General features: G+C 59.8%; 17 protein-coding genes. 6 read left to right on the forward strand and 11 right to left on the reverse strand.

From position 1 onward, the window contains the following. Positions 1-60 precede the first annotated feature (60 nt). The 5 genes from NW816_RS07605 (at position 61) to NW816_RS07625 (ending at position 11,513) form a co-directional block, all read left to right on the forward strand. A complete protein-coding gene (locus tag NW816_RS07605) occupies positions 61-1,698 on the forward strand; it encodes an acetolactate synthase large subunit (protein ID WP_414408792.1) in 1,638 nt (545 codons plus the stop codon). 156 nt (positions 1,699-1,854) lie between these two features. Further along, on the forward strand, positions 1,855-3,918 hold the full coding sequence (locus NW816_RS07610; RefSeq protein ID WP_414408769.1) for a GspE/PulE family protein: 2,064 nt from the start codon (positions 1,855-1,857) through the stop codon (positions 3,916-3,918). A 131-nt stretch (positions 3,919-4,049) separates the two neighbouring features. Next, complete coding sequence (locus NW816_RS07615) at positions 4,050-5,192, forward strand: type IV pilus twitching motility protein PilT (RefSeq protein ID WP_414408770.1); 1,143 nt, start codon at positions 4,050-4,052, stop codon at positions 5,190-5,192. Between the two features lie 207 nt (positions 5,193-5,399). After that, positions 5,400-6,626: a type II secretion system F family protein gene (locus NW816_RS07620; protein ID WP_414408771.1), complete on the forward strand. Its 1,227-nt coding sequence runs from the start codon at positions 5,400-5,402 to the stop codon at positions 6,624-6,626. A gap of 72 nt (positions 6,627-6,698) precedes the next feature. Next, positions 6,699-11,513, forward strand: coding sequence for an alpha-2-macroglobulin family protein (locus NW816_RS07625; protein ID WP_414408772.1), 4,815 nt, complete (start codon positions 6,699-6,701; stop codon positions 11,511-11,513). Positions 11,514-11,560: 47 nt separating this feature from the next. On the opposite strand, the gene NW816_RS07630 is transcribed toward NW816_RS07625, so the two are convergent. The 9 genes from NW816_RS07630 to purF form a co-directional block, all read right to left on the reverse strand. Further along, positions 11,561-13,390 carry an NFACT family protein gene (locus tag NW816_RS07630; RefSeq protein WP_414408773.1) on the reverse strand — a complete coding sequence of 610 codons (1,830 nt, stop codon included), beginning with the start codon at positions 13,388-13,390 and terminating at the stop codon, positions 11,561-11,563. A 243-nt stretch (positions 13,391-13,633) separates the two neighbouring features. Then, positions 13,634-14,239, reverse strand: a complete 606-nt coding sequence (locus NW816_RS07635; protein ID WP_414408774.1) for a DUF3727 domain-containing protein — start codon at positions 14,237-14,239, stop codon at positions 13,634-13,636. Positions 14,240-14,346: 107 nt separating this feature from the next. Next, positions 14,347-14,583, reverse strand: coding sequence for a gas vesicle protein GvpG (locus NW816_RS07640; protein WP_011433717.1), 237 nt, complete (start codon positions 14,581-14,583; stop codon positions 14,347-14,349). 189 nt (positions 14,584-14,772) lie between these two features. Then, on the reverse strand, positions 14,773-15,162 hold the full coding sequence (locus NW816_RS07645; RefSeq protein WP_414408775.1) for a hypothetical protein: 390 nt from the start codon (positions 15,160-15,162) through the stop codon (positions 14,773-14,775). 341 nt (positions 15,163-15,503) lie between these two features. Continuing rightward, positions 15,504-16,700 carry an AAA family ATPase gene (locus NW816_RS07650; RefSeq protein ID WP_414408776.1) on the reverse strand — a complete coding sequence of 399 codons (1,197 nt, stop codon included), beginning with the start codon at positions 16,698-16,700 and terminating at the stop codon, positions 15,504-15,506. 163 nt (positions 16,701-16,863) lie between these two features. Continuing rightward, complete coding sequence (locus NW816_RS07655; protein WP_414373820.1) at positions 16,864-19,104, reverse strand: pentapeptide repeat-containing protein; 2,241 nt, start codon at positions 19,102-19,104, stop codon at positions 16,864-16,866. A 381-nt stretch (positions 19,105-19,485) separates the two neighbouring features. Then, complete coding sequence (locus tag NW816_RS07660) at positions 19,486-19,953, reverse strand: thiol-disulfide oxidoreductase DCC family protein (protein ID WP_414408777.1); 468 nt, start codon at positions 19,951-19,953, stop codon at positions 19,486-19,488. Between the two features lie 11 nt (positions 19,954-19,964). Beyond that, positions 19,965-20,489 (reverse strand): peptide deformylase, encoded by a 525-nt coding sequence (def, locus tag NW816_RS07665; protein WP_011433713.1) that lies wholly within the window; start codon positions 20,487-20,489, stop codon positions 19,965-19,967. Positions 20,490-20,514: 25 nt separating this feature from the next. Then, positions 20,515-22,170 (reverse strand): amidophosphoribosyltransferase, encoded by a 1,656-nt coding sequence (purF, locus tag NW816_RS07670; protein WP_414408778.1) that lies wholly within the window; start codon positions 22,168-22,170, stop codon positions 20,515-20,517. Positions 22,171-22,531: 361 nt separating this feature from the next. On the opposite strand from purF, the gene NW816_RS07675 reads away from it, so the two are divergent. Then, positions 22,532-23,179, forward strand: coding sequence for a hypothetical protein (locus NW816_RS07675; protein ID WP_414356998.1), 648 nt, complete (start codon positions 22,532-22,534; stop codon positions 23,177-23,179). Positions 23,180-23,212: 33 nt separating this feature from the next. Here the strand turns inward: NW816_RS07675 and NW816_RS07680 are convergent, their stop codons facing one another. Both NW816_RS07680 and NW816_RS07685 read right to left on the reverse strand, forming a co-directional pair. After that, on the reverse strand, positions 23,213-24,610 hold the full coding sequence (locus tag NW816_RS07680; RefSeq protein ID WP_011429583.1) for an aspartate aminotransferase family protein: 1,398 nt from the start codon (positions 24,608-24,610) through the stop codon (positions 23,213-23,215). A 139-nt stretch (positions 24,611-24,749) separates the two neighbouring features. Then, positions 24,750-26,465, reverse strand: a complete 1,716-nt coding sequence (locus NW816_RS07685) for a succinate dehydrogenase/fumarate reductase flavoprotein subunit (RefSeq protein ID WP_414408793.1) — start codon at positions 26,463-26,465, stop codon at positions 24,750-24,752. Positions 26,466-26,603 lie beyond the last annotated feature (138 nt).

Here is a 26,603-nt window from a genome sequence, read left to right on the forward strand (position 1 = left end):
TTGCCCCGTCCGCCGTCTATGGTGGGATCCAGATCCACCGTTCTCCATACCCTTGCCACCATGAATACCGCCGAACTGCTGGTTCGCTGCCTGGAAAATGAGGGGGTGCAGTACATCTTCGGCGTTCCTGGCGAAGAAAACCTGGAAGTCCTGCAAGCCCTGCGCCGCTCCTCAATTCGCTTTATCACCACCCGCCACGAACAGGGGGCCGCCTTCATGGCCGATGTCTATGGCCGGCTGACGGGCAGAGCGGGGGTGTGTCTCTCCACCTTGGGGCCGGGCGCCACCAACCTGATGACCGGAGTTGCCGATGCCAACCTGGATGGAGCACCCCTAGTGGCCATCACCGGCCAAGTCGGCACCGACCGCATGCACATCGAATCCCATCAATACCTGGATTTGGTGGCCATGTTTGCCCCCGTCACCAAGTGGAATGCCCAGATCGTGCGCCCCAGCATCACCCCGGAGATCGTGCGCAAGGCTTTCAAATTGGCCCAAACCGAGAAGCCCGGGGCCGTCCACATCGACTTGCCGGAAAACATCGCCGCCATGGAAGCCAGCGGCACTCCCTTGAGGAGAGATCGCCTGGACAAAACCTACGCCTCCTATCAAAGCCTGAACGAAGCGGCGTCCCTGATCTCCCGCGCCCGCAACCCCTTGATTTTGGCCGGCAATGGGGCCATTCGCGCCCAAGCCAGCAGCGCCCTCACGGAATTTGCCACCCGCTTGAACATCCCCGTGGTCAACACCTTCATGGGCAAAGGGGTGATCCCCTACACCCACCCCTTGTCCTTGTGGGCCGTTGGCCTACAGCAGCGGGATCTGGTCAGTTGTGGCTTCGACCGCACCGATCTGTTGATCGCCGTCGGCTACGACCTCATCGAGTACTCTCCCAAGAAATGGAACCCCGACGGCACCATCCCCATCGTTCACATCGCTGCCCTGCCCGCAGAAATCGACAGCAGCTACATTCCGCAAGTGGAGGTGGTGGGAGACATTTCCGACTCCCTGATGGAGATCCTGCGCCGCTGCGATCGCACGGGCAAGCCGGATCCCTATGGCATCAGCCTGCGGCAGAACATCGTCCGCGAGTACACCTGCTATGCCCAGGATCAGAGCTACCCGATCAAACCCCAGAAGCTGATCTACGACCTGCGCCAAGTCCTGGAACCCGAAGACATCGTCATCTCCGATGTCGGCGCCCACAAGATGTGGATGGCCCGCCTCTACCACTGTGACAAACCCAACACCTGTCTCATCTCCAACGGCTTTGCCGCCATGGGCATCGCCATTCCGGGGGCCTTGGCCGCCAAATTGGTGCATCCCGACCGGCGCATCGTGGCCGTAACCGGAGATGGAGGGTTCATGATGAACTGCCAAGAGCTGGAAACTGCCCTCAGGGTGGGCACCCCCTTTGTCACCCTCATCTTCAACGATGGCGGCTATGGGCTGATCGAGTGGAAGCAACACAATCAATACAACGAGGCTGCTTTCGTCAAGTTCGGCAATCCAGACTTCGTCAAGCTGGCGGAGAGCATGGGCCTCAAGGGCTACCGCGTCGAAAAGGCTGCTGACCTGATCCCCATCCTGAAGCAGGCCCTCGAGCAGCCGGTGCCCACCCTCATCGACTGCCCTGTCGATTACGGCGAAAATCTTTACTTGACCCAGCGGTCGCAAGCGCTGGTCTGCGAGGCTTAGGGGACGAGATGGATGTGAATGCGAGATTTGAGCCGAGTTGGGGCATAGTAAGCCCAGGGTTGGCGGCCTCTGGGAAGTCCAGACTTATGTATCTTTACCGTTGACCCTTAGCAGCCAAGTGCAGTGAAATAGAGGCATTGTGGGTGACCCGCCAGCATGAGCGATCTTCCTTCCCCTCCCTTTACCTCGCGCCGCGCCGGCGCTGCCAGCAAAGCTCTGGCCATCGCCAACGTCAGCATTACCCCCTTTGGCCGCAAGTTAAAGGAGCTGGGCTTTGCCGACGATAAGCAGATCCAGGACATCCAAAACGCCCTCAAAGCGGATCGAGAGGGCAACAGCAAGGCCCTGGCTCTGGTGGTCAAGGATATCGTGGGCAAAGAGATCACCCCTGACCTGGAGCGGGCTTACAAACGGCAGCAGCTCTTTGAACTGAAAATCATCTACGGGATCCCCTCCCTGGATGTCGACCTGGAGCCGGTGGAGATCTCCGAGATGATTGGGCTGATCGACTCGATCTTGCCCCTCGACATCTGCAACCGCTACAAGTTCTTGCCCATTCGCCGTCGAGACAATCAGGTGACGGTGGCGATGGTCAAGCCAGACAACCTGCAGGCACTGGACGACATTCAACGGCGCTTCCGCATCCAGGGGCTGAAGCTGCAGCGGCGGGTCTTCACCCAGCGGGATTTCGAGACCCTGATCAACCGCTACATGGATGCGCAGGCGGAGCTGCTGGCCATCAAGGGGATCAACGACGCGGCTGCTGCCCAACAGGAAGAAGAGGTGGTGGTCAACACTGCCGAAATCGATCTGGATGCTATTGAGGATGTGGCTGCCGATGAGGCCGGCGAGGGATCCCTGGAGCAGCAGGTCAAATCGGCAGATGATGCCCCGATTATTAAACTGTCCAACCAGATCCTGGTCAAGGCCCTGCAGGATGGGGCGTCCGACATCCACATCGAGCCACAAGAAGAATACCTGCGCATCCGCTTCCGCAAAGATGGGGTGTTGCGGCAGGCTTTTGAAAACTTTCCCAAGAAGGTCGTCCCTGCCCTCACCGCTCGCTTCAAAATCATGTCCAATTTGAACATTGCCGAGCGGCGCATGCCCCAGGATGGGCGGATTCGGCGGGTCTTCAAGGGGCGCAAGGTGGACTTTCGGGTCAGCACCCTGCCCTCCCGCTATGGGGAAAAGATCGTGCTGCGGATCCTGGACAACTCCGCCACCCAACTGGGGCTGGACAAGCTGATCACCGACCCAGAGACCTTGGAAAGCTTCAAGGAGATTGTCAAGCGACCCTTTGGCCTAATCCTGGTAACTGGGCCAACGGGATCCGGGAAAACCACCACCCTCTACTCGGCCCTGGCGGAGGTGAACGACCCGGGCATCAACATCAGCACCGCCGAGGATCCCATTGAATACTCGCTGCCGGGGATCACTCAGGTGCAGGTGATCCGAGAAAAGGGCATGGACTTTGCCATGATCCTGCGGGCCTTCTTGCGGCAAGACCCGGATGTCATCCTGGTGGGGGAAACCCGCGACCACGAGACGGCCAAAACCGCCATCGAAGCCTCCCTCACGGGCCACTTGGTGTTGACCACGCTGCACACCAACGATGCCCCTGGCGCCATTGCCCGTCTGACGGAGATGGGGATCGAGCCATTTATGATCTCCAGCTCGTTGCTGGGGGTGTTGGCCCAGCGCTTGATGCGCCGGGTGTGTACCGAATGTCGGATCCCCTACCACCCCACGCCGGAGGAGCTGGCCCGCTATGGCCTTACCCTCAGTGGCGACGGCGAGCAGCTCACCTTCTACAAAGCCAACAAGCTCTCCCCCAAAGAAGTGGAGCAGCGCAAGGCCACCGGCAAGCCCATCTGCGAGAAGTGTGGGGGCGTGGGCTACAAAGGTCGGGTAGGGGTGTACGAGTTCATGCGCATGAACGACCGCCTTGCGGACTTGATCAACAAAGAGGCCCCCACGGAGGTGATCAAAGAAGCGGCGGTGGAAAGTGGCATGAAAACCCTGCTGGCCTACAGTTTGATGCTGGTGAAGCAGGGCCTCACCACGCTGGAGGAGGTGGATCGGGTGACCCTCACCGACAAGGGTCTGGAAAGCGAGCTGAAGGCCCGTGCCAAGGCTCTCAGCACCTGCCGCAACTGTGGCGCGGCCTTGCATGTGGACTGGATGGACTGCCCCTATTGCCTGACCCCGAAGTTTTAGGAAGTCGGCTTGGCACTTGACGATGTTGGGGTGCCGACTATAACAGTCCTATACAGTTGCCTTTCTCACATGGCTTTGGCCGGCGGCTCTTTTGATAGACAGTTCTACTCGCCTTTGGAGAACCCAACCCTATGCCCCAACTGATGATCGAAGACCTCATGGAAGCAATCGTCCAAAAGGGCGGTTCCGACATTCATATCTCGGCGGGTTTGCCCCCCTACTTCCGCATCAATGGTCACCTTGAGCCGACAGAGCATGAGCCTCTCTCGGCAGAGGAGGTGCAGCGGTTGATCTTCAGCATGCTGAACAACAACCAGCGCAAGCAGCTGGAGCAAAACTGGGAATTGGACTGCTCCTATGGGGTGCGGGGGATCGGGCGCTTCCGCGTGAACGTCTACCGCGATCGCGGCACCTATGCTTGCGCCATGCGGGCCCTGGCTTCTGAGATCCCCAACATCGACAAGCTGGGCCTGCCGGATGTGTGTAAGGAAGCAGCTCGCCTGCCGCGGGGCTTGGTGCTGGTAACGGGACCAACGGGATCCGGCAAATCCACCACTTTGGCCGCTATCATCGACTTCATCAACCGCGAGCGAGCTGAGCACATCCTCACCATTGAAGATCCCATTGAGTATATCTACACCCCCATCCGCAGCATCATCCACCAGCGGCAGTTGGGCGAAGACACCAAGAGCTTTGCCAATGCCCTGAGGGCGGCGATGCGGGAGGATCCGGATGTGATCCTGATCGGGGAGATGCGGGATCTGGAGACCATCCAGTTGGCCATTACCGCCGCCGAGACGGGCCACCTCTGCTTTGCCACGGTACACACCAGTTCTGCCGCCCAGACGGTGGATCGCTTGGTGGATGTGTTTCCGCCCGAGCAGCAGCAGCAGATTCGCGTGCAGCTCTCCAACTCCCTCAAGGCCGTCTTCTCCCAAACTCTGGCCCGCCGCCTCAATCCCAAGCCAGGAGAGCCTGGACGGGTGCTGGTGCAGGAAATCATGGTGGTGACGCCGGCCATTGCCAACCTGATTCGGGAGGGCAAAACTGCCCAGATCTACTCGGCTATCCAGACGGGGGGCAAGCAGGGCATGAAAACGCTGGAGCAAGATCTGGCTAACCTTTACCTACAGGGCAAGATCGACTTCGATACGGCCATGTCTAAGACCTCTCGCCCCGAGGAGTTGCAACGGCTTTTGGGCAACGTTACCGGGCCCTCGCCAGCCGCGGCTGCCCAACAACAGCGGCCAGCAGCAGTTGCCGCCCGTCGCTAAACTTCGTCTCCACCAGGCAGTGCTGGGATCCCAGGGTGAGGGTTCATCGCCGATCTCTAGCCACTGCCTCAATTTGTGGCTAAGCTCTAGCTGAGAGATTGTTGATCTGCCCAAGGTTTGGGCTGACTTCTCTTTTGCACCTGCGAAACATTTAAAGCCATTTCGTTATTTAGAGCTATTTAGAGCGATCTAGCCGGGGGTACAGCCATGCCGCGCTACAAGGTTCGGGGGTTAAAGGCCGGTCAGCCGGTACGCCTGACGGTGGTGGCCAACAGCTTGACCGAAGTTCGTGCACGGCTGCGCCGAGACGGGATTTTTGCCAAACAGGAAGACATTCAGGAGGAGAAACCCTTCTTTTCCTTGGATACGTCTTTCGATTTCTCAATGCTGGGATCTATCGACATTCGCGACAAGGCAGTGTTCTCCCGGCAATTTGCTGCCTTGATCAACGCCGGCGTGTCGATGGTGCGCTCTCTCACCATCATGGAGGAGCAAACCGGCAACCCCAAACTCAAAAAGTACCTGCGGGCTATCCGAGCGGAGGTGGAGGCGGGGAAAAACCTCTCCGACTCCATCCGCCCTTATCCCGACGCCTTCGACGGCCTCTACTGCAGCATGGTGCAGGCGGGGGAGGTGGGCGGCGTGCTGGACGAAGTGCTCAACCGCCTGGCCAAGCTGCTGGAGGACATGGATCGCCTGCAGAAGCAGATCAAGTCAGCCATGACCTACCCGGTGGTGGTGACGATCTTGGCTGTCTTGATTTTCTTGGGCATGGTGCTGTTCATCTTGCCCACGTTTGAGAGCATCTACAACGACTTGGGTGGGGAGCTGCCCGCCTTTACCCAGTTTTTCATCAACATCAGCAAGTTCCTGCGCACGCCCCAGTACAGCTTGGGGCTGGTGGGCTTTCTATGGGCCGTCTATTTTGCTTTCCGGCGCTTTTACCGCACCCCTGCCGGCAAGGAGACCATCGACGCGCTGGCCCTCAAGCTCCCTATCTTCGGGGATCTGATCCAGAAGTCGGCGGTGGCTCGCTTCTGCCGCACCTTTGGCGCTCTCACCCGCTCCGGGGTGCCGGTGCTGACTTCCTTGGAAATTGTGCGCGACACCTCCGGCAACCAGGTGGTGGCCAACGCCATTGACGCCGCCCGCCAATCCATCTCAGAGGGAGGGCAGATTGCCCCTGCTCTGGACAAGGCCAAGGTCTTCCCAGTCATGGCCATTCAGATGATCAGCGTGGGGGAAGAGACAGGGGAGCTGGACGCGATGCTGATGAAGACGGCGGATTTCTACGAGCTGGAGGTGGAGGAGGCGGTACGCGCCCTCACCAGCCTGCTGGAGCCGTTGATGATCTTGATCCTGGGCGTTATGGTGGGCTGCATTATCGTGGCCATGTACCTGCCCATGTTCAACGTCTTCGAGCTGGTGAAGTAGTGGATTGGGCTGACCCTTGAACCCCCAGGGCGGCCAGGGCACAGGGTAGGAGCAACGGAGGAGAGGGATCCCATGCTGAGGCGATGGTTAGCGGCCCTGGTGGTGTTTTTGGGGGTAGGGCTGGCGGTTCTGCTTTCCGAACAGCCGACGGGATCCCTGGCGGGACGGGTGGAGCTGCCGGCAGAGGCTCCGCCTGGGGATGTGCAGGTCATTGCAGCCGGCCCGGTCACGCGCAGCGCCAGCTTGGCCTCAGATGGCGAATATCGCTTGGATCGATTGCCTGTTGGGGAATACCAGGTGACGGTGCAGGGGAGCGGCCTGGAAACGGTGGGCAGCGAGGGATCCGTTCTGGTGCGGGAGGGGGCAACGGTTCGGATCCCCACCTTGCGCCCTCAGCTTGTCCCCCCCGGTCTCTATCTCTACAGCACCAGCCAGGTGTTTACGACCGCAGAACCGGCGCGGCTGCAGTGGCGGGCCACCAGCCTGGGCTCGGTGCAGCTCAGCCTCTATCGCTTTTCCCTGACAGAGCTGCAGGGATCCCCTCTCTTGCGAGATTTGGCGGATGCCGGCTATGGATCCTTGGATCCGGCTCTGTATCCCACCCTGCGGCGGGAGCTTGTGCGCAGTTGGCAGCAGCCGGTACCGCGACGGCCAGGAGAGGGGTGGGCAGCCCAAACTGTGGAGCTGGGGATCCTGCCGCCGGGGGCCTACTGGGTGGAGGCGGAGGGCCGGGAGCCGCTGGCGCAAACGGCTGCACCCTTGCCCCGTTTCGACCATTGGTTTTTGGTGAGCGATCTCGGCCTCATCCAGAAGCAGGATGCCAGCCAGTTGGTGGTGCAGGCGGTGCATTTGCGGGAGCTGCGTCCCCTGGCCGGGATCCAGATCCAAGTTTTCGGGGAGTGGGGGGATCCCTTGACGGCCACCACCGATGCAGAAGGGCTGGCCCGCTTTGGCCTGCCGGCGAGAGAGGGTTCTTCCCTGGTGGTCTATGGCCGCAGCGCCGACAACACCCTGCAGGCTTTGTCCCGCAGCTATGCCTATGGCTGGAACCAGCCCCACCGGATCTACGCCTACACGGATCGTCCCCTCTACCGTCCTGGCCAAACCGTCTATTTCCGCGCCCTGGTGCGAGAGCAAACCCGCCTCACGCCGCCCCCCCCAGGACAAGCAGTGCAACTGACCCTTACGGCCCCCAACGGGGATGTGTTGAGCGAACAAACCCTGGCCACCAATGCTTTTGGCAGTGTCCATGGGGAGTTTCAACTGCCAGAAGAAGCGTCCCTGGGCAGCTACGGCCTGGAGTGGCAGGTGTCAGGGCCGCAGGGATCCAGCCGCGAATACACCTCTTTTCAGGTGGAAGCCTACCGCAAGCCGGAGTTTGAGGTGGCGGTGGTGCCCGATCGACCTTGGCTGGTGCGGGGGGGATCCCTGAAGGTGCAGGTGGAGGCCGAGTATCTTTTCGGCGCGCCGGTGGCCGCTGCCCAGCTCCGCTACCGAGTTTACAGCAGCCCCGACTGGAGCCTGCGCTATGGGCTGTTGCCCCGTTCTGCCGAGGAAGACTATTTCGCCGACGACCTGGGAGAGGAGCAGGGCTACTACGGCGGCTACGGCCAGTTGGTGGCGGAAGGAGAAGGGGTGACGGATGCCCAGGGGCGTGCCGTCTTTCACCTACCCCGCCTGTTGGCCGATCTGGACTGGGAAGAAGACAGCTACTGGGGCCCCCAAGAGGTGCAGCAACTGCGCATCGAGGTGGAGGTGACCGATATCAGCCGCCGGACGGTAACAGGATCGGCGCGGGCCTGGGTCACGGCTGGCGAATTTGCTCTGTTTGCGGAAGTGAACCGCCATCTGCCGGCTCCGGGGAATACCCTCACCTACCGGCTGCAAGCCCGCGATTACGATGGCCGCCCCGTCAGCGCCACCGGAGAGCTGAGCCTGGAGCGCTGGCGCTGGGATCCCAAGAGCAGCACCTACCAACGGCAAGATACCCTGCTGCGGCAACCTTTTCAGATTGTCAACGGGGAAGGCAGCCTCGACCTCCACCTGCCCGCCGACCTGGAGCCGGGAGACTACCGGGTGCGGTTGACGGCATGGGATCCCCGCCGTCAAAGTGCTCTGCACCGCTGGCGCGAACGGGTGCAGGAGGTGGACTATCTCTGGGTGGTGGAGCCGGGCAGCCCCCTACAAAGTTGGGGATCCCTGCCCAGCCTGGAGGTGGTGGCGGATCGGCAGATCTACCAGGTGGGGGAGGAGGCCCAGATCCTGATAGTCTCGCCGCTGCCGGATGTGGCGGTGCTGGTGGGCATTGAGGGATCCCGGCTGCACCAGGTGCAGGTGCTGCGTCTCCAGGGGCATACGGCCACGCTGCGGCTGCCCATCCGCGGCGACTATCGTCCCAATCTCTACGTCACTGCCACTGCCATCGGCCCAGAGCGGCGGCTGTACCAAAGCGAGGCCCTGCTGCGGGTCTCCCCCTTGGATCGCTTTTTGCAGGTGGAGCTGCAGACCGATAAGCCCAACTATCGACCGGGCGAGACCGCCCAAATCCAAATCCGCACCCGCGATGCCCAAGGGCAGCCGGTGAGCGCCGAGGTGGGTCTGGGGATTGTGGACAATGCCCTCTACCTATTGCGACCCGACTTCACCCCGGATATTCGCCGCTTCTTCTACGGACGCCAGGGCAACCAAGTTACCACCACTACCTCTTTCCCTCAGCAATATCCCGGCGGTGCTGACAAGCTGGCCGGACAGGTGCGGGAAGACTTTCGCGATACCGCCGCCTGGTTCCCGGATCTGGTCACCAATGCCGATGGCCTGGCTCAGGTACAGGTGCGTTGGCCCGACAACCTGACCACCTGGCGCTTGACCGCCCGCGCTGCCACTGCCGACACCCAGGTGGGATCCGCTCTTGCCACGGTCTCGGTTAGCAAAGACCTGTTGGTGCGCTTGGCCGCTCCCCGCTTTTTCCGGGTGGGGGATCAGCTCACCTTGGCGGCCATTGTGCAAAACCGCACGGGTCAAGCCCAAGCGGTGGAGGTGCGGCTGGAAGTTCCTGTTCCTGCCGGTGGGATCTTGAAATTGCAAGGCCCGGAACGACAACGCCTCACCGTGCCGGCCCAAGGAGCGGGGCGGGTGGAATGGCCTCTCCAGGTTCTGGGGGCCGGAGATACCTCTCTGCGGGTCTGGGCGGAAGGGAATGGGCTGAAAGATGCATTGCAACTGCAGATCCCCAGCCAGCCCTTTGGGGCGGCGCATCGCTTCTCCCAAGTGGGCCAACTGGGAACTCCGTCTGGCTTGCGTGAAGGGGAGTCTGGCAGTCTGGAGTTGCCGCTGGATTGGCCCGCCACCTGGGTGCCGGGATCCCGGCAGCTTCACCTGGAACTGGCCGCTAGCCCGGCAGCAACCCTGCTGGGGCCGCTGGATTACCTGGTGAAGTTCCCCTACGGCTGCACCGAGCAAACCCTGAGTCGCTTCTTGCCCGCCCTAGCCGTCGCCCAAGTCAGCGAGCAGTTGGGCTTGAACCTGCGCTCGCAAACCCTGGAGCGGCTGCCTCGAGTGCTTCGATCCAGCTTGCAGCGGCTGGAGGGATCCCAGAACTACGATGGGGGCTGGGGCTGGTGGGCCCATGACCGGAGCAACCCCTATCTGACCGGATACATCCTGCAGGGATATCATCTTGCCCAAGCCGCCGGCTATGCCCTCAAAGATTGGCAGGTGCGGCAGGCCTTGGACTATCTGGCCGCTCAACTGGCCCAGCCACAAGCCCTCTCCCCGGATCTGCAGGCTTTTGTCGCCTACAGCCTGGCCCTCTGGGATCCCGCCTTGGTGACTGCCGACCTGCCGCCGCCGGAGCGGCTCTCCACCTTTGGCCTGGCCTACCGAGGGCTGGCCGCCCTGCAACTGGGCCAGAGGGATCTTGCCCAGGCAGCCCTGGATGAGGTTCTGGAGCGGCGGCAACAGGATCCCCAAGGGCGCTGGTTTATCCCGGCTGCTCCAACTCGTGCGACCCAAGAGCGCTCCACCTACGACGACATGGAGGTGGCCGGCCCGCTTTTGCAATTGGCCGTTCGCTTGCAGGATGACCGGGCTGCCCAGATTGCCGAGGCCCTTCTCCAGCAGCGGCAAAACAACCGCTGGCGCACCACCAAAGCCACCGCCGATGCTCTCCTCGGCCTATCTGCCTACTACCAGGCCCAGCAGCAGCAGCTTCCCAGCCCCGGCGAGGTGCGGGTGTTGGATGGGACAACCGGATCCCTTCTCGGTCGCTGGCAGGCCGGCGCTGGGGATCCCCGCTATGGGCTGGATTGGGTTGACGCAGAAGTGGGGAACCTGAGCAGCCTGCGCCTGGAAAAGTCCGGCCCCGGCCCCCTTTACTACAGCTTGAGGGGAGAAGCCTTCGTCCCCAACCCTCTGCCCTCTCAAGCCCAAGGCTTTGCGGTGAGCCGCAGCTACTTCCGCCTACAGCCCCAGCTCCAACCCAACGGGGAGATCCGCTACCGAGAGCAGCCGCTGCGCCCTGGCGACACAGTAAGGGCCGGAGAAATCCTCCTGGCCCGGTTGACGGTGGAAGCCGAGCGGGACAGCCACTACGTGGTGGTCGAGGATCCCCTGCCCAGCGGCGCCGAGATCACCTCCCAGGATCCGCGAGAGTTCACCGGCTTGGCCCCAGACTACTGGTGGGACTGGTTTTGGACCCGCCAAGAGAATCGGGATGACCGCGTGGCCTTTTTCAGCACCGAGCTCAAGCAGGGTCGCCATGAGTTTGTCTATCTCTTCCGTCCGGAGATCCCCGGCCAATTCCAGGTGGCTCCTGCTTTGGCAGAAGAAATGTACGACCCCAGCCGCTATGGCCGCAGCGCCGCTTACTCCCTCGAAGTTCTCCCTTGAATGCCTCGAACCTGCCCACTTGGCCAGAAACGAAGTGACCAGTTGCGTCAGTGTGGCCCAAGGGCTGACGCAATGAGCAGCTGCGCATGGCTGGGCCGCCCCCAAAGCACCTGCTCCTGTTTGTAAACGACCATGCCGGGCGGGGATCCCTTGGGTTTGAACACCAGTTTCGGGCGAGTGTAGACTACCGGCACCTGTTCGCTGAGGCGACCGCGGCTGAAATGGGCCGCCAAATCAGCAGCCGCCTGCAGATCTTCGCTTTCTGCTACAGCCCCGGGGGGCAAGCGCAGCAGCACATGACTGCCGGGGATCTCTTGGGCATGAAACCACCAATCGTGTTCCTGAGCCACGCGAAAGGTGAGCTGATCATTTTGCAGGTTGTTGCGCCCCACCCAAATGGAGAAGCCACTGGGGCTGGTAAAGCGGTGGGGGTTGAAGGTTGCCGGTGAGGCATGTTTTGAGCTCGCCCGCAGAGACTCTGTCCCGCTGTTGCGAGTGGGACTCTCCAAGTAGCGCTGTTCAATCAGCTCGGTCTCAATTTCCTTGAGGGTGGTCAAGTCTTGGGGATCCCGATAGGTTTCCAGCTGCTGTAGAGACGCTTCCACCTGCTCGAGGTAGAGGATCTCTTGGCCAAGCGCCTCTTGTAGGGGCCGGATAGCATCCTGGGCCCGTTTTTGTTTGCGGTGCTTGCGGTAGTAGGCTTGGGCATTGAGAATGGCATTTTTTTCGGGGTCGAGAGGGATCTTGACCGTCTGGCCGCTGGCAAAATCCGGCAGCTCGATGTGATGCAACCCTGGCCGCCAGAGGTGGAGGTGGGCCATCAACAAGTCGGCAGCCTGCTTGGAGGCTTCCGCTTGGGTGGAGTCGGCCAGCATTGCCTCAAATTGCTCTCGCCGCTGATAGAGCTTTTTCAGCAGGGTGGATACCCTTTGCAGCAGACGGTGGCGCTCTCGCTCAAACTGTTCGCGGTTAAGCTGAGCCTGGTAGTAGCCTTCCAGAAGTTGGTGCAGATTGAGTCGAGAAGGTTGTTGCAGGGACTCCGTCCCGCTAACGGGAACGGCACCGCTTGCCCAGCCGAGAACGGTGTATCCCTGGGGAGTGGGAGCTGGGTCAAACTGGCCTGTTTCCAGACGGGTTAACCAGTCTTGCCACCTGGCAAACAGTGCCTGCCAATCGCGGGCAGAGAGGTGATCGGTGGAGGTTTGCGGCGGGATCCCAGCCTGATGGCACATCGCTTCCACCAAATGCCGACTGAGGCCGCGATAACAGCGCAACAGCCGTTGGCCGATGGGGCCAGGGATCAGGGCGACGCGCTCTTGCCACCAGGAAAAGGGCTCGGATCGCTGCGGGATCGGGTCGGTTAGGGCGGGAGGAGCCTCGTAGGGCAGGCCCGGCTGCACTGGACGGATTCGCGATTGGCGCTCGCTTACCCCATGGCCACTGGCCAAGATCATGCCCGCCTCGTCCACCAAAATGGCATTGCTGTGCTTGCCCATCACCTCCAGGTAGAGATGGCGATAAGGGGGATCCCCAGGCCGAGGGGCAAAGCGCAAGTCAATCACCCGTTCCCAATCCTCCAGCAGAGCCAGCTCCGTCAGAGCCAAACCCTTCAGGTGCCGTTGGAGGAACTGGCTAAATTGAAAGCCATCCGGCTCTTTGGGAGGAGGCTGACAGAGGTGGAGACGGGCCGCCTGAGGATGCCAGCACAACAGCAGGCAGGGACGGGCAGTGAGGGTGCGCAAGCCAATGACCACCGTCCACAGATCGGTCTGTTGGATCCATTCCACGCGGGCAGGCAACACTGGATCCCGACCTGTCTTAGCCTGGGTTAGATCGGCGAGCACAGCACGCAGGGTGGTTAAATCAACCGGCTGCATCCCTGTTGCTCCTTCGCTACGCAATGCTCAGGCGGCTGGTCTGAGGCTGGCTTATTCTGACCCTTGGCCCGCAGATCCGACGCCCCCGACAGATGTTGAGACGGGTCTGGAGTGGCTGGTGAAAAACTCTGGGCAAGTTTTACCGGGTAGTTTCACCACCTCTATCCCTATGGTGCTCCGCACCGCCGAGGCGACTGGCTGGGCAGGAGTATCCAACTCGGCAGAACAGAAGGGGTTGACCGCCTAATCTTCGTCTTCATCTTCTTCGTCATCTCCGTCTTCCCATTCCTCATCGAGATCCAGCAGCAGGGCATAGAGCTGATCAAAAAGCTCTGGCGGCTCATCGGGGGTGAGCAGGTAGGGATCCCCTTCGTCGGGCAAAGCGGCGTAGAGCAAAGCGGGATCGAGGGGAGTAAAGATGCCGTATTTCTTCTCTTGGTAGAAAAAGGTAGCTAGCAGTTGAAACTCCTGGGCATCTTCCTCGCTCTCGCCTAGCTCGAACACATCTTCCTCTTCGACTGGGGGCAGTTCCCCCTGAACCGTGAGGATGTCGAAGCCATTTTGCTGCAAGGTGAGGTTCAACTCCCCCAAGACAGCCTGGATGGTGGGCAGGGCAGCCTGTAACTCTTCGGGATCCGGCTCGTCCAGGATCCCTTCCATGTTGGCATCGCCGTTCACCGCTTGGCTGGGTTCCTCTTCCCCTTCCCAAACCAGCACTTTAATCACAGCATCAACAGGAGTTACCAGGGCATAGGTCTGCTCATCGATGACCACCTGCCGCAGGATCTCGCACTTGAGAGGCTGGTTTTGCTCGTCGCGGAGCACCAAGGTTTCATGGGATTCAGTCATTGAAAACAGCCCAGGGTAGGAAAGACGGGGGTGTACAGAAGCTCATTCTCCCATGTTCTGCCCCCCTGCAATGCTGAGGGATCCCTTCCAGGCCCACCGGCAGAACTCTATGCTTCGGCTTCTCCTTCTGCTTGGGTTAAGGCTTCCAGAGCCAATAAAATCTCCTCTTCTCGGCGGGCGTAGGTTTCTTCGTCAATTTCTCCCAAATCTAGCTGAATTTGCAGGGCCGTAAGTTCTTTTTGCAGGTTTTCTTTGCTATCCAGCTGTGCTTCGGCGCGTTCTTGGATCTGCTCTGCTAGCCAAAGCAAACTTTGGGCCGGCCAAGTCAACAATTGCCAAACCATCCCAGGGCCCCTAAAGCAGATGATGAGTCTTCGTAATCCTATCAATTTGGATTCTCAGGTGGCCATTGCCCCGGCCTAGCCGTGAAACTTTTTGTTCCCTTCCTCCCCAAGCTGGAAAGACTGGGACACGCACGAAGCGCCAGGGGAAACACTGGCTATTGGTGCTCAGGCAAGTCCTAGCCGCGAAGACTAATCCTCTCGCTGGTGCTTCTCGATCCACTCCATGAGCTCCCCCTCGGAATGGGTACACAGGCGCTCTCCCGTGATTGGGTCTTGGACAGACCACCAGACCATGCCGCTGCCATCTACCCACTGCCGCACCCGCAGTTCATCGCGGGCCGCCAAGACTGCCTTCAGGCTCTGCCAAAGGTGGCGCAGTCCTCTGAAGAGCGCTGAAGAGAAGGGATCCCTGCCGCCGTACTCGGCTGCCAGCTGCCGCTCTTCTTGTTTCAGCAGCTCCATCAAGCGGGTGTTGTTGGCCGCCCTAGCTGCTTCCAAACGACGGGCCAGGGAGGCTGCTATGTTTTGGCGATGGCGGGCCAGGAGACTTGTCCCCCTCATTTCAGCGATTGCACTCATAAGGCTGCTCTACATACCAGTACCTCTACACGATCAATCCTACCAAAAAATCTGTAGTCAAGGATACGAAAAGTGCAAAACCATCGGTCCTGCACGCTAACGTGCGGGATCCGATCCCAGTGCCCTGCCTGGGAGCTGCCGGAAGTTAATCCAACAAGGGGCCACCTGAGCAGCTCAGATCAATCGGCGGCTTCCCCGGACGGATTTAACGGGGGCTAATCCACAGGCAGCAAATTCAAGCGGAGCGGCAACCGGAGTTTTTCCGCGTCTTGCAGGAAAAAATGCTTGCAAGCCTACTTCCACGGAGCTGCCACAACTCGGAACGAGCCGACCAAAACAGCTTAGGCAGGAGGTGGAGAGGAAAAGGATGGGGGACTATCAACTTCAATGTAGCCTAACCCTCTCTTCTGGACGATGGTCCGTAGCTCCTGAATCAACTTTTGATCTTGGGAAGCGGTACGTGCTCCTGACTCGGCAGCCCATTCTTTCAAGCTTTGAATTTGGTCACGAGCGATGGCAGCTAGAGGAACCGTTTGGCGAATGGCGGTCAGGATATCTTCTTGGGTGAACTCGCGGGGTGGATCCTGATTAAAGGCCATGTGCATGGCATCGTAAATGGTCTGTTCAATTTCCGCCCCGCTGAAATCTTCTGCAGCCATGGCCAGCTCAGTATAGGAGAAGTCTCGTACTCGGTTGGACCGTAGCCGTTGGACATGGACTCGAAAAATCTCTTCCCGCTCCTTTTGGTTGGGTAAGTTAACAAAGAAAATTTCATCAAACCTCCCCTTGCGAAGCAGCTCAGCGGGCAAGACGCGGACATTATTGGCAGTGGCGACAATAAAAACGGGCTTGGTCTTTTCTTGCATCCACGTAATCAGGCTGCCGAAGACGCGCTTGCTGGTGCCCGAATCGCCGGAAAATTCGCTGTTGACACCGCCAAAGGCTTTGTCCAGCTCGTCGATCCACAAAACACAAGGAGCCATCGCCTCGGCAATTTGGATCATCTGGCGCACGCGGCTTTCACTTTCGCCGACAATGCCTCCAAACAATCGTCCCACATCCAGCTTGAGCAGAGGCATCCGCCACTCGCGGGCGATGGTTTTGGCACATAGGGATTTGCCGGTGCCCTGAATGCCAACCAGCAAAACTCCTTTGGGACTCGGCAGGCCATAGGCATGGGCCTGAACACTGAAGCTGTTGCGGCGCCCCCTAATCCAGGCTTTGAGGTTTTCCAGGCCACCGACGTTTTGCAGAGTCTCAGAGGGATTGTAAAACTCCAGGATTTCAGTTTGGCGGATGTATTGTTTTTTCTCTTCCAAAACGAGATCAATATCCCCTTCGCTGACTTTACCGCTGGAAGTACAGACAACCTCGGTTGACCCCTCTTCAGCGATTTCGCCAATCACCAGGTGAATGTGGCTTTGCCCATTCTTATTGGCTTGAAGCGGCGGCAGCTCAAGAGTGGCAGGATAGGCCGTGCCGCTTTTGAATAAAGGAAAGAAATCCGGTGCCTGTAAATAGGGGTTCCAGAGGCGCAAGGCATAAGTATGGCGGAGATGATCTTGGAGATGGGCAAAACGAGTTAGGGCTAATGCTCTGTCGTCAAGGGATCCCTTAAGTACAGCGCCTCTCCTGTTGACTCCCCGCAGTTTAGCTGCCGGCTAGGGGCAAGTAGCATGGGTTGTCAGCTAGGGGATCCCGCTAGCGTTTTGCAGGAGTTGGGGGAGGTAGGTAGAGGGTATCGCGGTGGTCAAACCAGATGCTCGCCAAACCTTTAAGCCAGAGGGACAGCCAGATCCATTTCCACTTGAAATCAAGTCTTGCGCCTTTGAGGTTTGCGCCTTCTACAGTGGCATGATCCAGGTTGGAGCCTTCCAAGTTGGCATAGCTCAGGTCAGCCCAACTGAGATCGGCCCCGCTGAGATTGGCTCGGCTGAGATCGGCCCCGCTGAGATTGGCTCCAATAAGGTTGGCCCCGCTTAAATTGGCGCCGACCAGCTTGACTCCGCCCAAGTCGATCCAGTTCAAGTTAGCTCCGCTTAAGTCGGCTCCCTCCAGGTTTCTGTTGTCGGGCCGACCATTGACCAGTTCCCACACAAGATGCCACTTGGCATCGAGCTGAGTTTCTGGAGAAAGAATAGAGCGTCGCAGGTTGGCCAATTTCAGATCTGCCCCCCTCAGGTTGGCCCCGCTGAGGTCGGCACCGCTGAGGTAAGCGTTACGTAACTTGGCTCTGCCCAGCTTGGTCTGGGTTAGGTTGGCTTCTCCTAGCTTGGCCTTGTTGAGGCTAGCTGCGCTCAGGTCAGCCCCGCTGAGATCGGCTCTGCTTAGGGAAGCTCGGCTTAGGTTAGCTCCGATGAGCTTGACTTGGCTAAGGTCTGCCCGGCTCAGGTTGGCTTTCCTCAGATCTGCCCCGCTCAAGTCCGTTTGGCTCAGGTAGCGCAGAGGGCTGGGAGCATTGACATCAAGCAAGTTCAAACCCGACCTGCCCAGCTTGGCCTCGCTGAGGTTGGTGCCGATGAGGTTAGCCTCCCTCAGGTCGGTGCCAACTAAGCTGGCCTTGCTCAAGTTGGCTCCAATGAGCTTGGCGCCGACCAATTTGGCCCCCACCAGTTTGGCCCTGACCAGTTCAGCCTTGATCAGGCTGGCTCCACAGAGGTTGGTTCCCTCCAGGTTTGCCTTATTCAGATTGGTCTGGCTGAGGTTGGCGCCTCTCAAGTCCGCCTGACTCAGATTGGCTTTGCCCAACTCTGCCCACCTCAAATTTGCCCCGCTGAGGTTAGTTCCTCTCAGGTCAGCCTCCACCAAGCTCGCCCCTGTAAGCTTGACTCCGCTCAAGTCAGCCTGGCTCAAATTGGCCCTGCTCAGGTCGGCATAGATCAGGTTTCTTGCCTGAGCACGGCCGTTGACGAGCTCCCACACCAAGCGCCACTTGGGATCCAGCTGTGTCTCAGAAGAGACGAGAACTCTGCGCAGGTTCGCCAGCTCCAGCTTGGCTCCCCGCAGGTTGGCCTGAGTCAAGTCGGCCCCCTCCAAGTTGGCCTCGCTGAGGTTGGCTTGGCTGAGGTTGGCTCCTCTCAAGTTGGCCGCGGCCAGCCTCGCCCCTTTGAGATTTGCTCGCGTCAGGTCTCTTCCCCTCAGGTCGGCCCGCTCTAGAATAGCCCTGCTCAAGTCAACGTGGTTCAGTTTTTTTTCCTGAGCACGGCCGTTGACGAGCTCCCACACCAAGCGCCACTTGGGATCCAGCTGTGTCTCAGAAGAGACGAGAACTCTGCGCAGGTTCGCCAGCTCCAGCTTGGCTCCCCGCAGGTTGGCCTGAGTCAAGTCGGCCCCCTCCAAGTTGGCCTCGCTGAGGTTGGCTTGGCTGAGGTTGGCTCCTCTCAAGTTGGCCGCGGCCAGCCTCGCCCCTCTGAGATTTGCTCGCGTCAGGTCTCTTCCCCTCAGGTCGGCCCGCTCCAAGTTGGCTCCGCTCAAGTCGGCTTGGGCTAGGCTTTCCCCCTGGGCAACGCCGTTGATGATTGTCCACACCAGGTGCCACTTGGGATCCATCTGCGTTTTGGGAGAAATGACAACCCACCTCAAGTTGGCGTCCGTTAGGTTGGCCCCCAGCAAGCTGGCGCCGATGAGGTTGGTGCCCAGGAGGTTGGCTCCGCTCAGGTTGGCTCCGTTCAGATCGGCCCCGCTGAGGTCTGCTTGAGTTAGATTGGCTCCGCTCAGGTTGGCATGGCTGAGATTCACCTGGCTCAGTCTCGCGCGGTTTAGGTTTGCTCCTCTCAAGTCTGCCCCACTCAGATCTCGCTGACTGAGGTTGGCCTTTCTCAAATCCGCCCAGCGGAAATCTCGCTCGCCAGCCTCCAATTTTGCCCCCAGATCTCCCACCGGACGAAGGGTAACCGGATAGGCTTTCGCGATTTGGATAAGTTGGGGATCACCCGAATCCATTAGGGTTGTCCAGAGAGCAAACTGCTTTTCCCAATCCAGAGGTTGGTTTAGGGTTTGGAGGAGAAGCTCTCTGCCTTTTCCGTTGTAATGGCTAAAACATTTGATGGCGCCGTTTGCGCTTCTGGGATCCTTGCCTCTCAAAACCGGCTGGAGGATCTCTAAACTGCAATCGATATTGCCCAGATCTTTATCAGTAACTGTAGGCACGCCTCATCCCCCCTTTGGCTGCTTTGTTCCTATTCTTGCTATGGGCTTAGAGAGGGTCAAGACCAGTTCAGGGAATTCCCTTAGAAAGGTTAACCTTTGATACAGGAATTCAATCCTTTTTCAAATTCCCTGATCCAAGATAGCGAGCTGAGGAAGAGGGAACTTCCATTTTGGCTATCGGCTTGCTTCTGCCTTGCCGGCGGCTGGTGCTGCAGCTTTTCCCTCAGCCTCGGCCAAGGGATCCCGGCAGGCAACACAAGCAGGGTAGGCAGACAAATACAAGGTGTTACGGCGGCCAAACCACTCGTAGCGGTGATCCCGGATCTGTTCGTAGCCTCGATCCCCCAGAACCTTCAAGCCAGGAAAGTTGCGGTACAGAGCCAGCCACACCTCCCCGCTCGGCAAAAGGGCGGCAATTTGTTCAATGGCAGCGGATCCCTGCCAGCGGCGCTCTGGGTGCTCCAGATCGATGAGAATCATCCCCAGCTCCACCTGCTCCGGTGGGATCCCCCATTGGGCCAGGGTAGAAGCATCTTGCATGGGGGCATAGCAAAACTGCCGTCCGCGATCCAGTTGCTCCAAGAGCTGAACGCCGGTGGCACAGAGGTTGCAGAGGCCGTCGTAGATAACCATGTAGGGCATGGTGGGATCCCTCAGGCGGGCTGACCCAAAATCTGTGCTTGGTACTGGGCTTCGGTAAGCAGTTGCCGAGGCTGCCGCTGCAGGAACACCCGACCCATCAGGTGATCGTATTCGTGCTGAAAGATCCGCGCCGGAAAATCCTGCCAGACCACCCTTTGCTGAACGCCTTCTGGAGTGTAATACTCCACCTCCACTTCGCGGGCGCGGGCCACCAGACCACGGCAATTGGGCACACTCAAGCAGCCTTCCCAACCCAGCACCTGTTCAGAACTGCAAGCCAGCAGACGGGGGTTAACCATCACCAGAGGCTGCATTTGCGGCGCCTCCGGGTAGCGGGGATTGGGACGAGAGGCCACGATCAGCACTTGGAGCAGGGATCCCACCTGAGGAGCAGCCAAGCCCACCCCCTGCGCCTCTTTCAGGGTAGCCAGCATACCTTCTATAAGATCCTGCAAGGCCGGCGTTTTGAACTCCGTCACCGGCTCGGCCACTTGCGTCAGGATGGGATCCCCCAATTGGCGTAGGCGAAAAGTCATGGCTTGCCCCAAGCAATTCTTCTTCTCAGTCTAGCGGGGATCCCTGAGCAGCCTGGCGGCTCTTGCCAGTAGCCACCAGTTCCAGGGCCAGCTTGGAGCGCTTCAGCCCTTCCGGGATGGGGATGGGGTAGTGGCCGGTAAAGCAAGCGGAGCAGAACGAGTTGGGATCCCGGCCCGTAGCAGCCAGCATGCCTTCCCAGCTCAGGTAGGCCAAAGAATCCACTCCAATCTTCTCGGCGATTTCCTCTACGGAATGCTGGGCAGCAATCAACTGATCCTGGCTATCGGTATCGATGCCGTAGAAGCAGGGATGGGTGACCGGGGGGCTGGAAATGCGCATGTGGACCTGGGTAGCCCCCGCCTGGCGCAGGGCCTTGACGATTTTCTGGCTGGTGGTGCCCCGCACAATTGAGTCGTCCACAATCACGATCCGCTTCCCCCGCAGCACGTCCTCCAGGGGGTTGAGCTTCATGCGAATGCCCCGCTCCCGCATGGATTGGGTGGGCTGAATAAAGGTGCGGCCCACGTAGCGATTTTTGATCAGCCCTTCGGTGTAAGGGATCCCCGACTGGCGAGCATAGCCAATGGCCGCCGGCGTGCCGGAATCGGGAACGGAGATCACCCAGTCGGCCTCTGCCGGAGCCTCCTTGGCCAGTTGTTCTCCCAGCCGCACCCGGTAGGAGTAGAGGCTTTCCCCGTGCATCCAACTGTCTGGGCGGGCGAAGTAGATCATCTCGAAGATGCACAACTTGGGGGTGGCCTCCGCCCAACGCACCGATTGCAGCCCCTGACGGCTGATCCACACCAACTCTCCCGGCTCCACCTGCCGCAGAGGGTCGGCCCCAATGATATCCAAAGCACAGGTTTCTGAAGCCAACACGTAATGCAGCGGCTCGGCCTCGGGGTGGCTGAGGGTGCCGTCGCTGCAGATGATCTCCAGCATCTCTGACTGCAGCAGCTCATCCAGAGCGGGGTTGCTGCTCAAAAGCCCCAACACCAGCGGACGCACCCCATAGGGATCCCGTGCCCCGATCAGGCCCTCTGGCGTGCCGATCACCAGACTAAAAGCCCCCTGACAGCGGCGCAAAGCTTGGCAAGTGGCCGCGATCCAATCTTGACCTTGGTTCACCGCCTGGGCAATGGCGTGGGCAATACACTCGGAGTCGGTGCTGCTGGTTAGGTGCCGGTCGGCGGCCTCCAGTTCCTTCCGCAGCTCTTCCGCATTGACCAAATTGCCGTTGTGGGCCAGAGCCAGCGGCCCCAGGCGAGTCTCCACGATCACCGGCTGAGCATTGGCCACGCGGCTGGATCCAGTGGTGGAGTAGCGGGTGTGACCAACCGCCAGATCCCCGGTCAGTTGGGCCAAGTTCACTTCATCGAAGACCTGGGAGACCAAGCCCATCGCCTTGTGAACCCGGCAAAAGGATCCCTCAAAAGTGGCGATCCCTGCCGATTCTTGGCCGCGATGCTGCAAGGCAAATAGGCCAAAGTAGGCCAGCTTGGCCACCTCCTCTCCTGGAGCCAGGATGCCAAAGACCCCGCAAGCCTCTTGCAGCTCTTCCCGGGCATACCCCGCCCCGCTGATGTTTTCTGAGGGGTACAGGGCATCAACGCCAACGGCAGTCTGCCCCTCTGCTTCTCCACAGCCAGAAGATGGTTCTGCTCCCGCCCTTGCTGCCATGGATCCTCGTCTTGCTGTCACGCTTACCAGTCTAACTCGGCCCAGGTCGTTCCCCTCTGTCTAGCTTCACCCCCGAAGGAGATTCCACAGATGGGGTTTGCAAAAAACTAATGCTCTATCTATAGTGTTAGCAGCGTGTGAGACGCTCCTGCTTTTGCGGCTGAGGAAGCAGGTTGGCCGAGTTTTTGAGTTGGACACCACCAAGGCTCGGCTCTCCTAGAACCGGCAGGATCCCAAAGCTTTGTGTTGTGAGGAGTCAAACCCCATGAGACAGCAGCCCCATAGGTTCCGTCAGAGCTGGACGTTAGCAGCCTCCTCTGTAATAAGGGCCAGTGTAGCCGCTCTTCTGTCGTTGTCACTTGTGGCTTGCCAAGAAGATGCCGGCGAACAGCCTGCGGTTACCATCACGCCGATAGCGGTGGTGGCTCCAACGCCCACTCCTTTCCTCATCCCCAGTCCTGTCCCTACGCCGCCGCCCACCCCTCTGCCTACCCCGACCCCCACTCCCCTCTTGAATCCTTTCCCCACTCCCAGCCCCTCTCCCACTGCTTCCTTTGCAGCAGAGCCGCCTTCGATTGCCGTGGTGGCCCTGACGGACGCGCGACAGACGGTACCCTTCAACGTGCTGGTGGCCGTGACGACTCCTGCAGGTTTGGGGGCCGGCATCAGCTTCCGGGTGGAAATCCGACAAAGCCCCCTCACCCTCACCTTTGATTTCACTGCCGCTGCCGTCGGCTGTCAGCCCAACAGCAGAGCCTGCATTGGCACCATCCCCATCACCATTCCCACTTCTGCTCCCACCGGGGATTATGAGGTAACGGCAATGGTGGCGGATACCCAGGGCCGAATTGCTTCGGCCAAAGCTCCTTTACGGGTGTTGCCTGCGCCCAGTCCCTCCCCCTCGCCAACGCCGACCGGCACCCCCAATCCCTTTCCCTCGGTATCCCCTTCGCCCAGACCCAGTCCCTCTCCCAGTCCTTCGCCGACGCCCAGCCCCAGAAGCTTCTAACTCCCTCAGGCAGTCTCTCTTGTCGATTCAGGACTAAGGTAGCTCTTGAAGAACTCGCTTCAGGGTGGCGATCAGGTGTTCAATATGGGCTTCCTCGATGATCAAAGGCGGGGAAAGGGCAATGGTATCACCTGTAGTGCGAATCAATACCCCACGTTCGTAGCAGCGCAAAAAAGCTTCAAAAGCCCGCGCTGTCGGTCGGCCAGGGATCCCTTCCAATTCAATTGCCCCCACCAAGCCGAGGTTGCGCACATCGATGACATGAGGCAAGCCCCGTAGGGAATGGAGAGCCTCCTCCCAGAGGGGAGCGAGGTTGGCAGCCCGCTCGAACAAGCCTTCTTCTCGATACAGGTTCAGGGTAGCCAAGCCGGCGGCACTGGCAACTGGGTGGCCGGAGTAGGTGTAGCCGTGGAAAAACTCGATGGGGCTCCAGGACAGCGTCCTGCTGTTGTCCCCTGGACGGTGCAGGTCATCAGCGGAACCAGCAGCCTCCATGAAGGCGCTGTAGATCTCTTGCTTGACGATCACTGCGCCCATCGGGATGGTGCCATTGGTGAGGCCCTTGGCACAGCAAATCAGATCCGGCACCACCCCAAAGTAATTGGCCGCAAAAGGGGATCCCAGACGCCCAAAGCCGGTGATCACCTCATCGAAGATGAGCAGAATGCCGTATTTGTCGCAAATGGCCCGCAGCTTTTCCAAATAGCCCACCGGCGGCAGCAACACCCCCGTTGAACCGGCAACCGGCTCTACGATCACCGCTGCAATCGTGCTGGCATCGTGGAGAGCGACGATCCGCTCCAAGTCTTCTGCCAAGTGGGATCCCCAGCGAGGCAGGCCGCGGCTAAAGGCGTTTTGCTCCAGGTTGTGGGTGTGGGGCAGGTGATCCACTCCGGGAATGAGGCTGCCAAAAAACTTGCGGTTGTTGGAGATGCCCCCGACCGAGATGCCCCCAAAGCCAACGCCGTGGTAGCCCCGTTCCCGGCCAATCAGCCGCTGCCGGGATCCCTGTCCGCGTAAGCGATGGTAGGCGATGGCCATTTTCAGGGCCGTATCCACCGCCTCAGAGCCAGAGTTGGTGAAAAAAACGTGATCCAGTCCGGCAGGAGTGAGCTGGATGAGCTGCTCTGCCAGTTGAAAGGCTTTGGGATGGCCCATTTGAAAAGCTGGGGCGTAGTCCAGTTGGGCCACCTGCTGTTGGATTGCTTCCACAATCGGGGGACGACAGTGGCCAGCATTCACACACCACAGCCCGGCAGTCCCATCTAGGATTTGGCGGCCATCGTGGCTGGTGTAGTACATGTCTCGGGCGGCAACCAACAGGCGCGGGTTGGCTTTAAATTGCCGATTGGCCGTAAAGGGCATCCAAAAAGGCTCCAGATTCAGCTCCGCTTGCAGGGCGACGGCTGCTTTCTCCAGGGTTTCTTGCATGGCTGGCCCTCCGGCAGTAGACGAGATTTCAAGCTGGCGAAGATAGAATCCCTAGATATTGGATAATTTTGAAAGGGGCTCCATCCTGCTAACGGGAACGATAGAGCAATCCTAATCGGCCTGGGAGGCCTCTGGAAAGTTAGTATTTTCGCTCCTGAGGGGGAAACCGGGTGATCACCACGGGGCGATAGCTGATCTGAGGGGATCCCTCGCGAAAGGCAGCCAAGGTGTGTTGTAAAAACCGTTGATCATCCCGTTGGGGGTAATCTTCCCGCGCGTGGGAGCCACGGCTTTCCCGCCGTTCCAGGGCGCTGGCGAGGATCAAAGCCCCCACCGTCATGAGGTTGTCCAGCTCCAGCGCTTCGATCAGCTCGGTGTTCCACACCTTGCCCCGATCGTCCAAGCGCAAATCCTGCTCGTAACGCTGGCGGATCTGCTGCCATTTTTGGATCCCTTCTTGGAGAACCGATTCGGTGCGGTAGACGCCGCAATGCTCGGTCATGCAATCTTGAAATTGCCGCCGCACCTGATCAATGCGGCTCTTCCCTGATCGTTCCAGGAGCCCGGCAATCCGGCTGGCGGCCTGTTTGAGTAGGGATCCCTCGTCCACTTTCGGCAAGGCTCGACCTCTGACGGCCTCTACCATGGCTGCCCCTGTGCGCCGCCCGAAAACAACGCACTCCAGGAGAGAGTTGCTGCCCAGCCGATTAGCCCCATGCACCGAAACACAGGCCGTTTCACCGGCAGCGAACAGCCCTTCCACACGGGTTTGGGCATCCCGCAGTACCTGCCCCTCCACCGTCACCGGGATCCCGCCCATGCAGTAGTGCACCGTCGGTCGCACTGGAATGGGATCGACAACCGCATCGATGCCCAAGTGGCGATGGGCCTCCTCCCAACAGAAGGGCAGCCGAGTGTGGATCTTTTCTGCCCCCAGATGCCGCAGGTCTAAGTAGACAAAATCTTTGCCGTCAATACCGCGCCCGGCCCGCACCTCCGTAACAATCGCCCGCGAGGTGATGTCCCGTGGGGCCAATTCCATCTGGCTGGGGGCATAGGCGGCCATGAAGCGCTCCCCCTTCCCATTGATCAGATAGGCCCCCTCTCCGCGCACTGCCTCTGAGATCAACACCCCCACCGGATACAGGCCCGTGGGATGAAACTGCACAAACTCCATATCTTGCAGAGGCAGGCCGGCCCGCGCCACCATCGCCATGCCATCGCCGGTGGAAGCAAAGTCGTTGGAAGTGGAGTTGTAGATGCGCCCATAGCCGCCTGTAGCCAACATAACCGCCTTGGCCCGCACCACCTCCAGCCGTCCGCTGGCCTGCTCCAACATCACCACGCCCTGGACTTGGTTTTCTGCCAGGATCAGATCCAGCACATACCATTCGCTGTAGAGTTTGACCCCAAAGCGCTTGAGGTTGCTCACCAACTCGTGTAAAATGGCTTGCCCAGTTTTGTCGGCGGCATAGCAGGTGCGCGGGTGGCTGTGTCCCCCAAAGGCCCGCTGGGCAATGCGGCCATCCGGCAGGCGGGAGAACAAGACCCCCAGGTGTTCCAGGTCAATGATCACCTCAGGGGCTTCCCGGGCTAGAATCTCCACCGCATCTTGATCCGCTAGGTAGTCGGATCCCTTGACGGTATCGAAGGCATGAGCCTCCCAGGAATCTTGCGGATCAACATTTTGTAAGGCGGCGGCAATGCCCCCTTGGGCTGCTACCGAGTGGCTGCGAATGGGATGGGTTTTGGACACCAAGGCCAGGTCGAGGCTGGGATCCCGTCGCATAACCTCCAAAGCCGCTCGGCAACCGGCCAGCCCTCCCCCGATGATGACAATGTCGTGTTCCAGCATGGATGCAGGCAAGCTCTCGCAAAGGATGTCCGCCACAGCTAGGATGGCGTTTCCCCATTATGGCCGGCTCCAGCAGCCTCCCCGGCAGCAACTGGGCATAGCTCGTTATCGCTACGCGACGCTTGCGCGAACGCGCCG

The organism is Synechococcus sp. W55.1 (genome assembly GCF_047461655.1).
GTDB lineage: Bacteria > Cyanobacteriota > Cyanobacteriia > Thermostichales > Thermostichaceae > Thermostichus.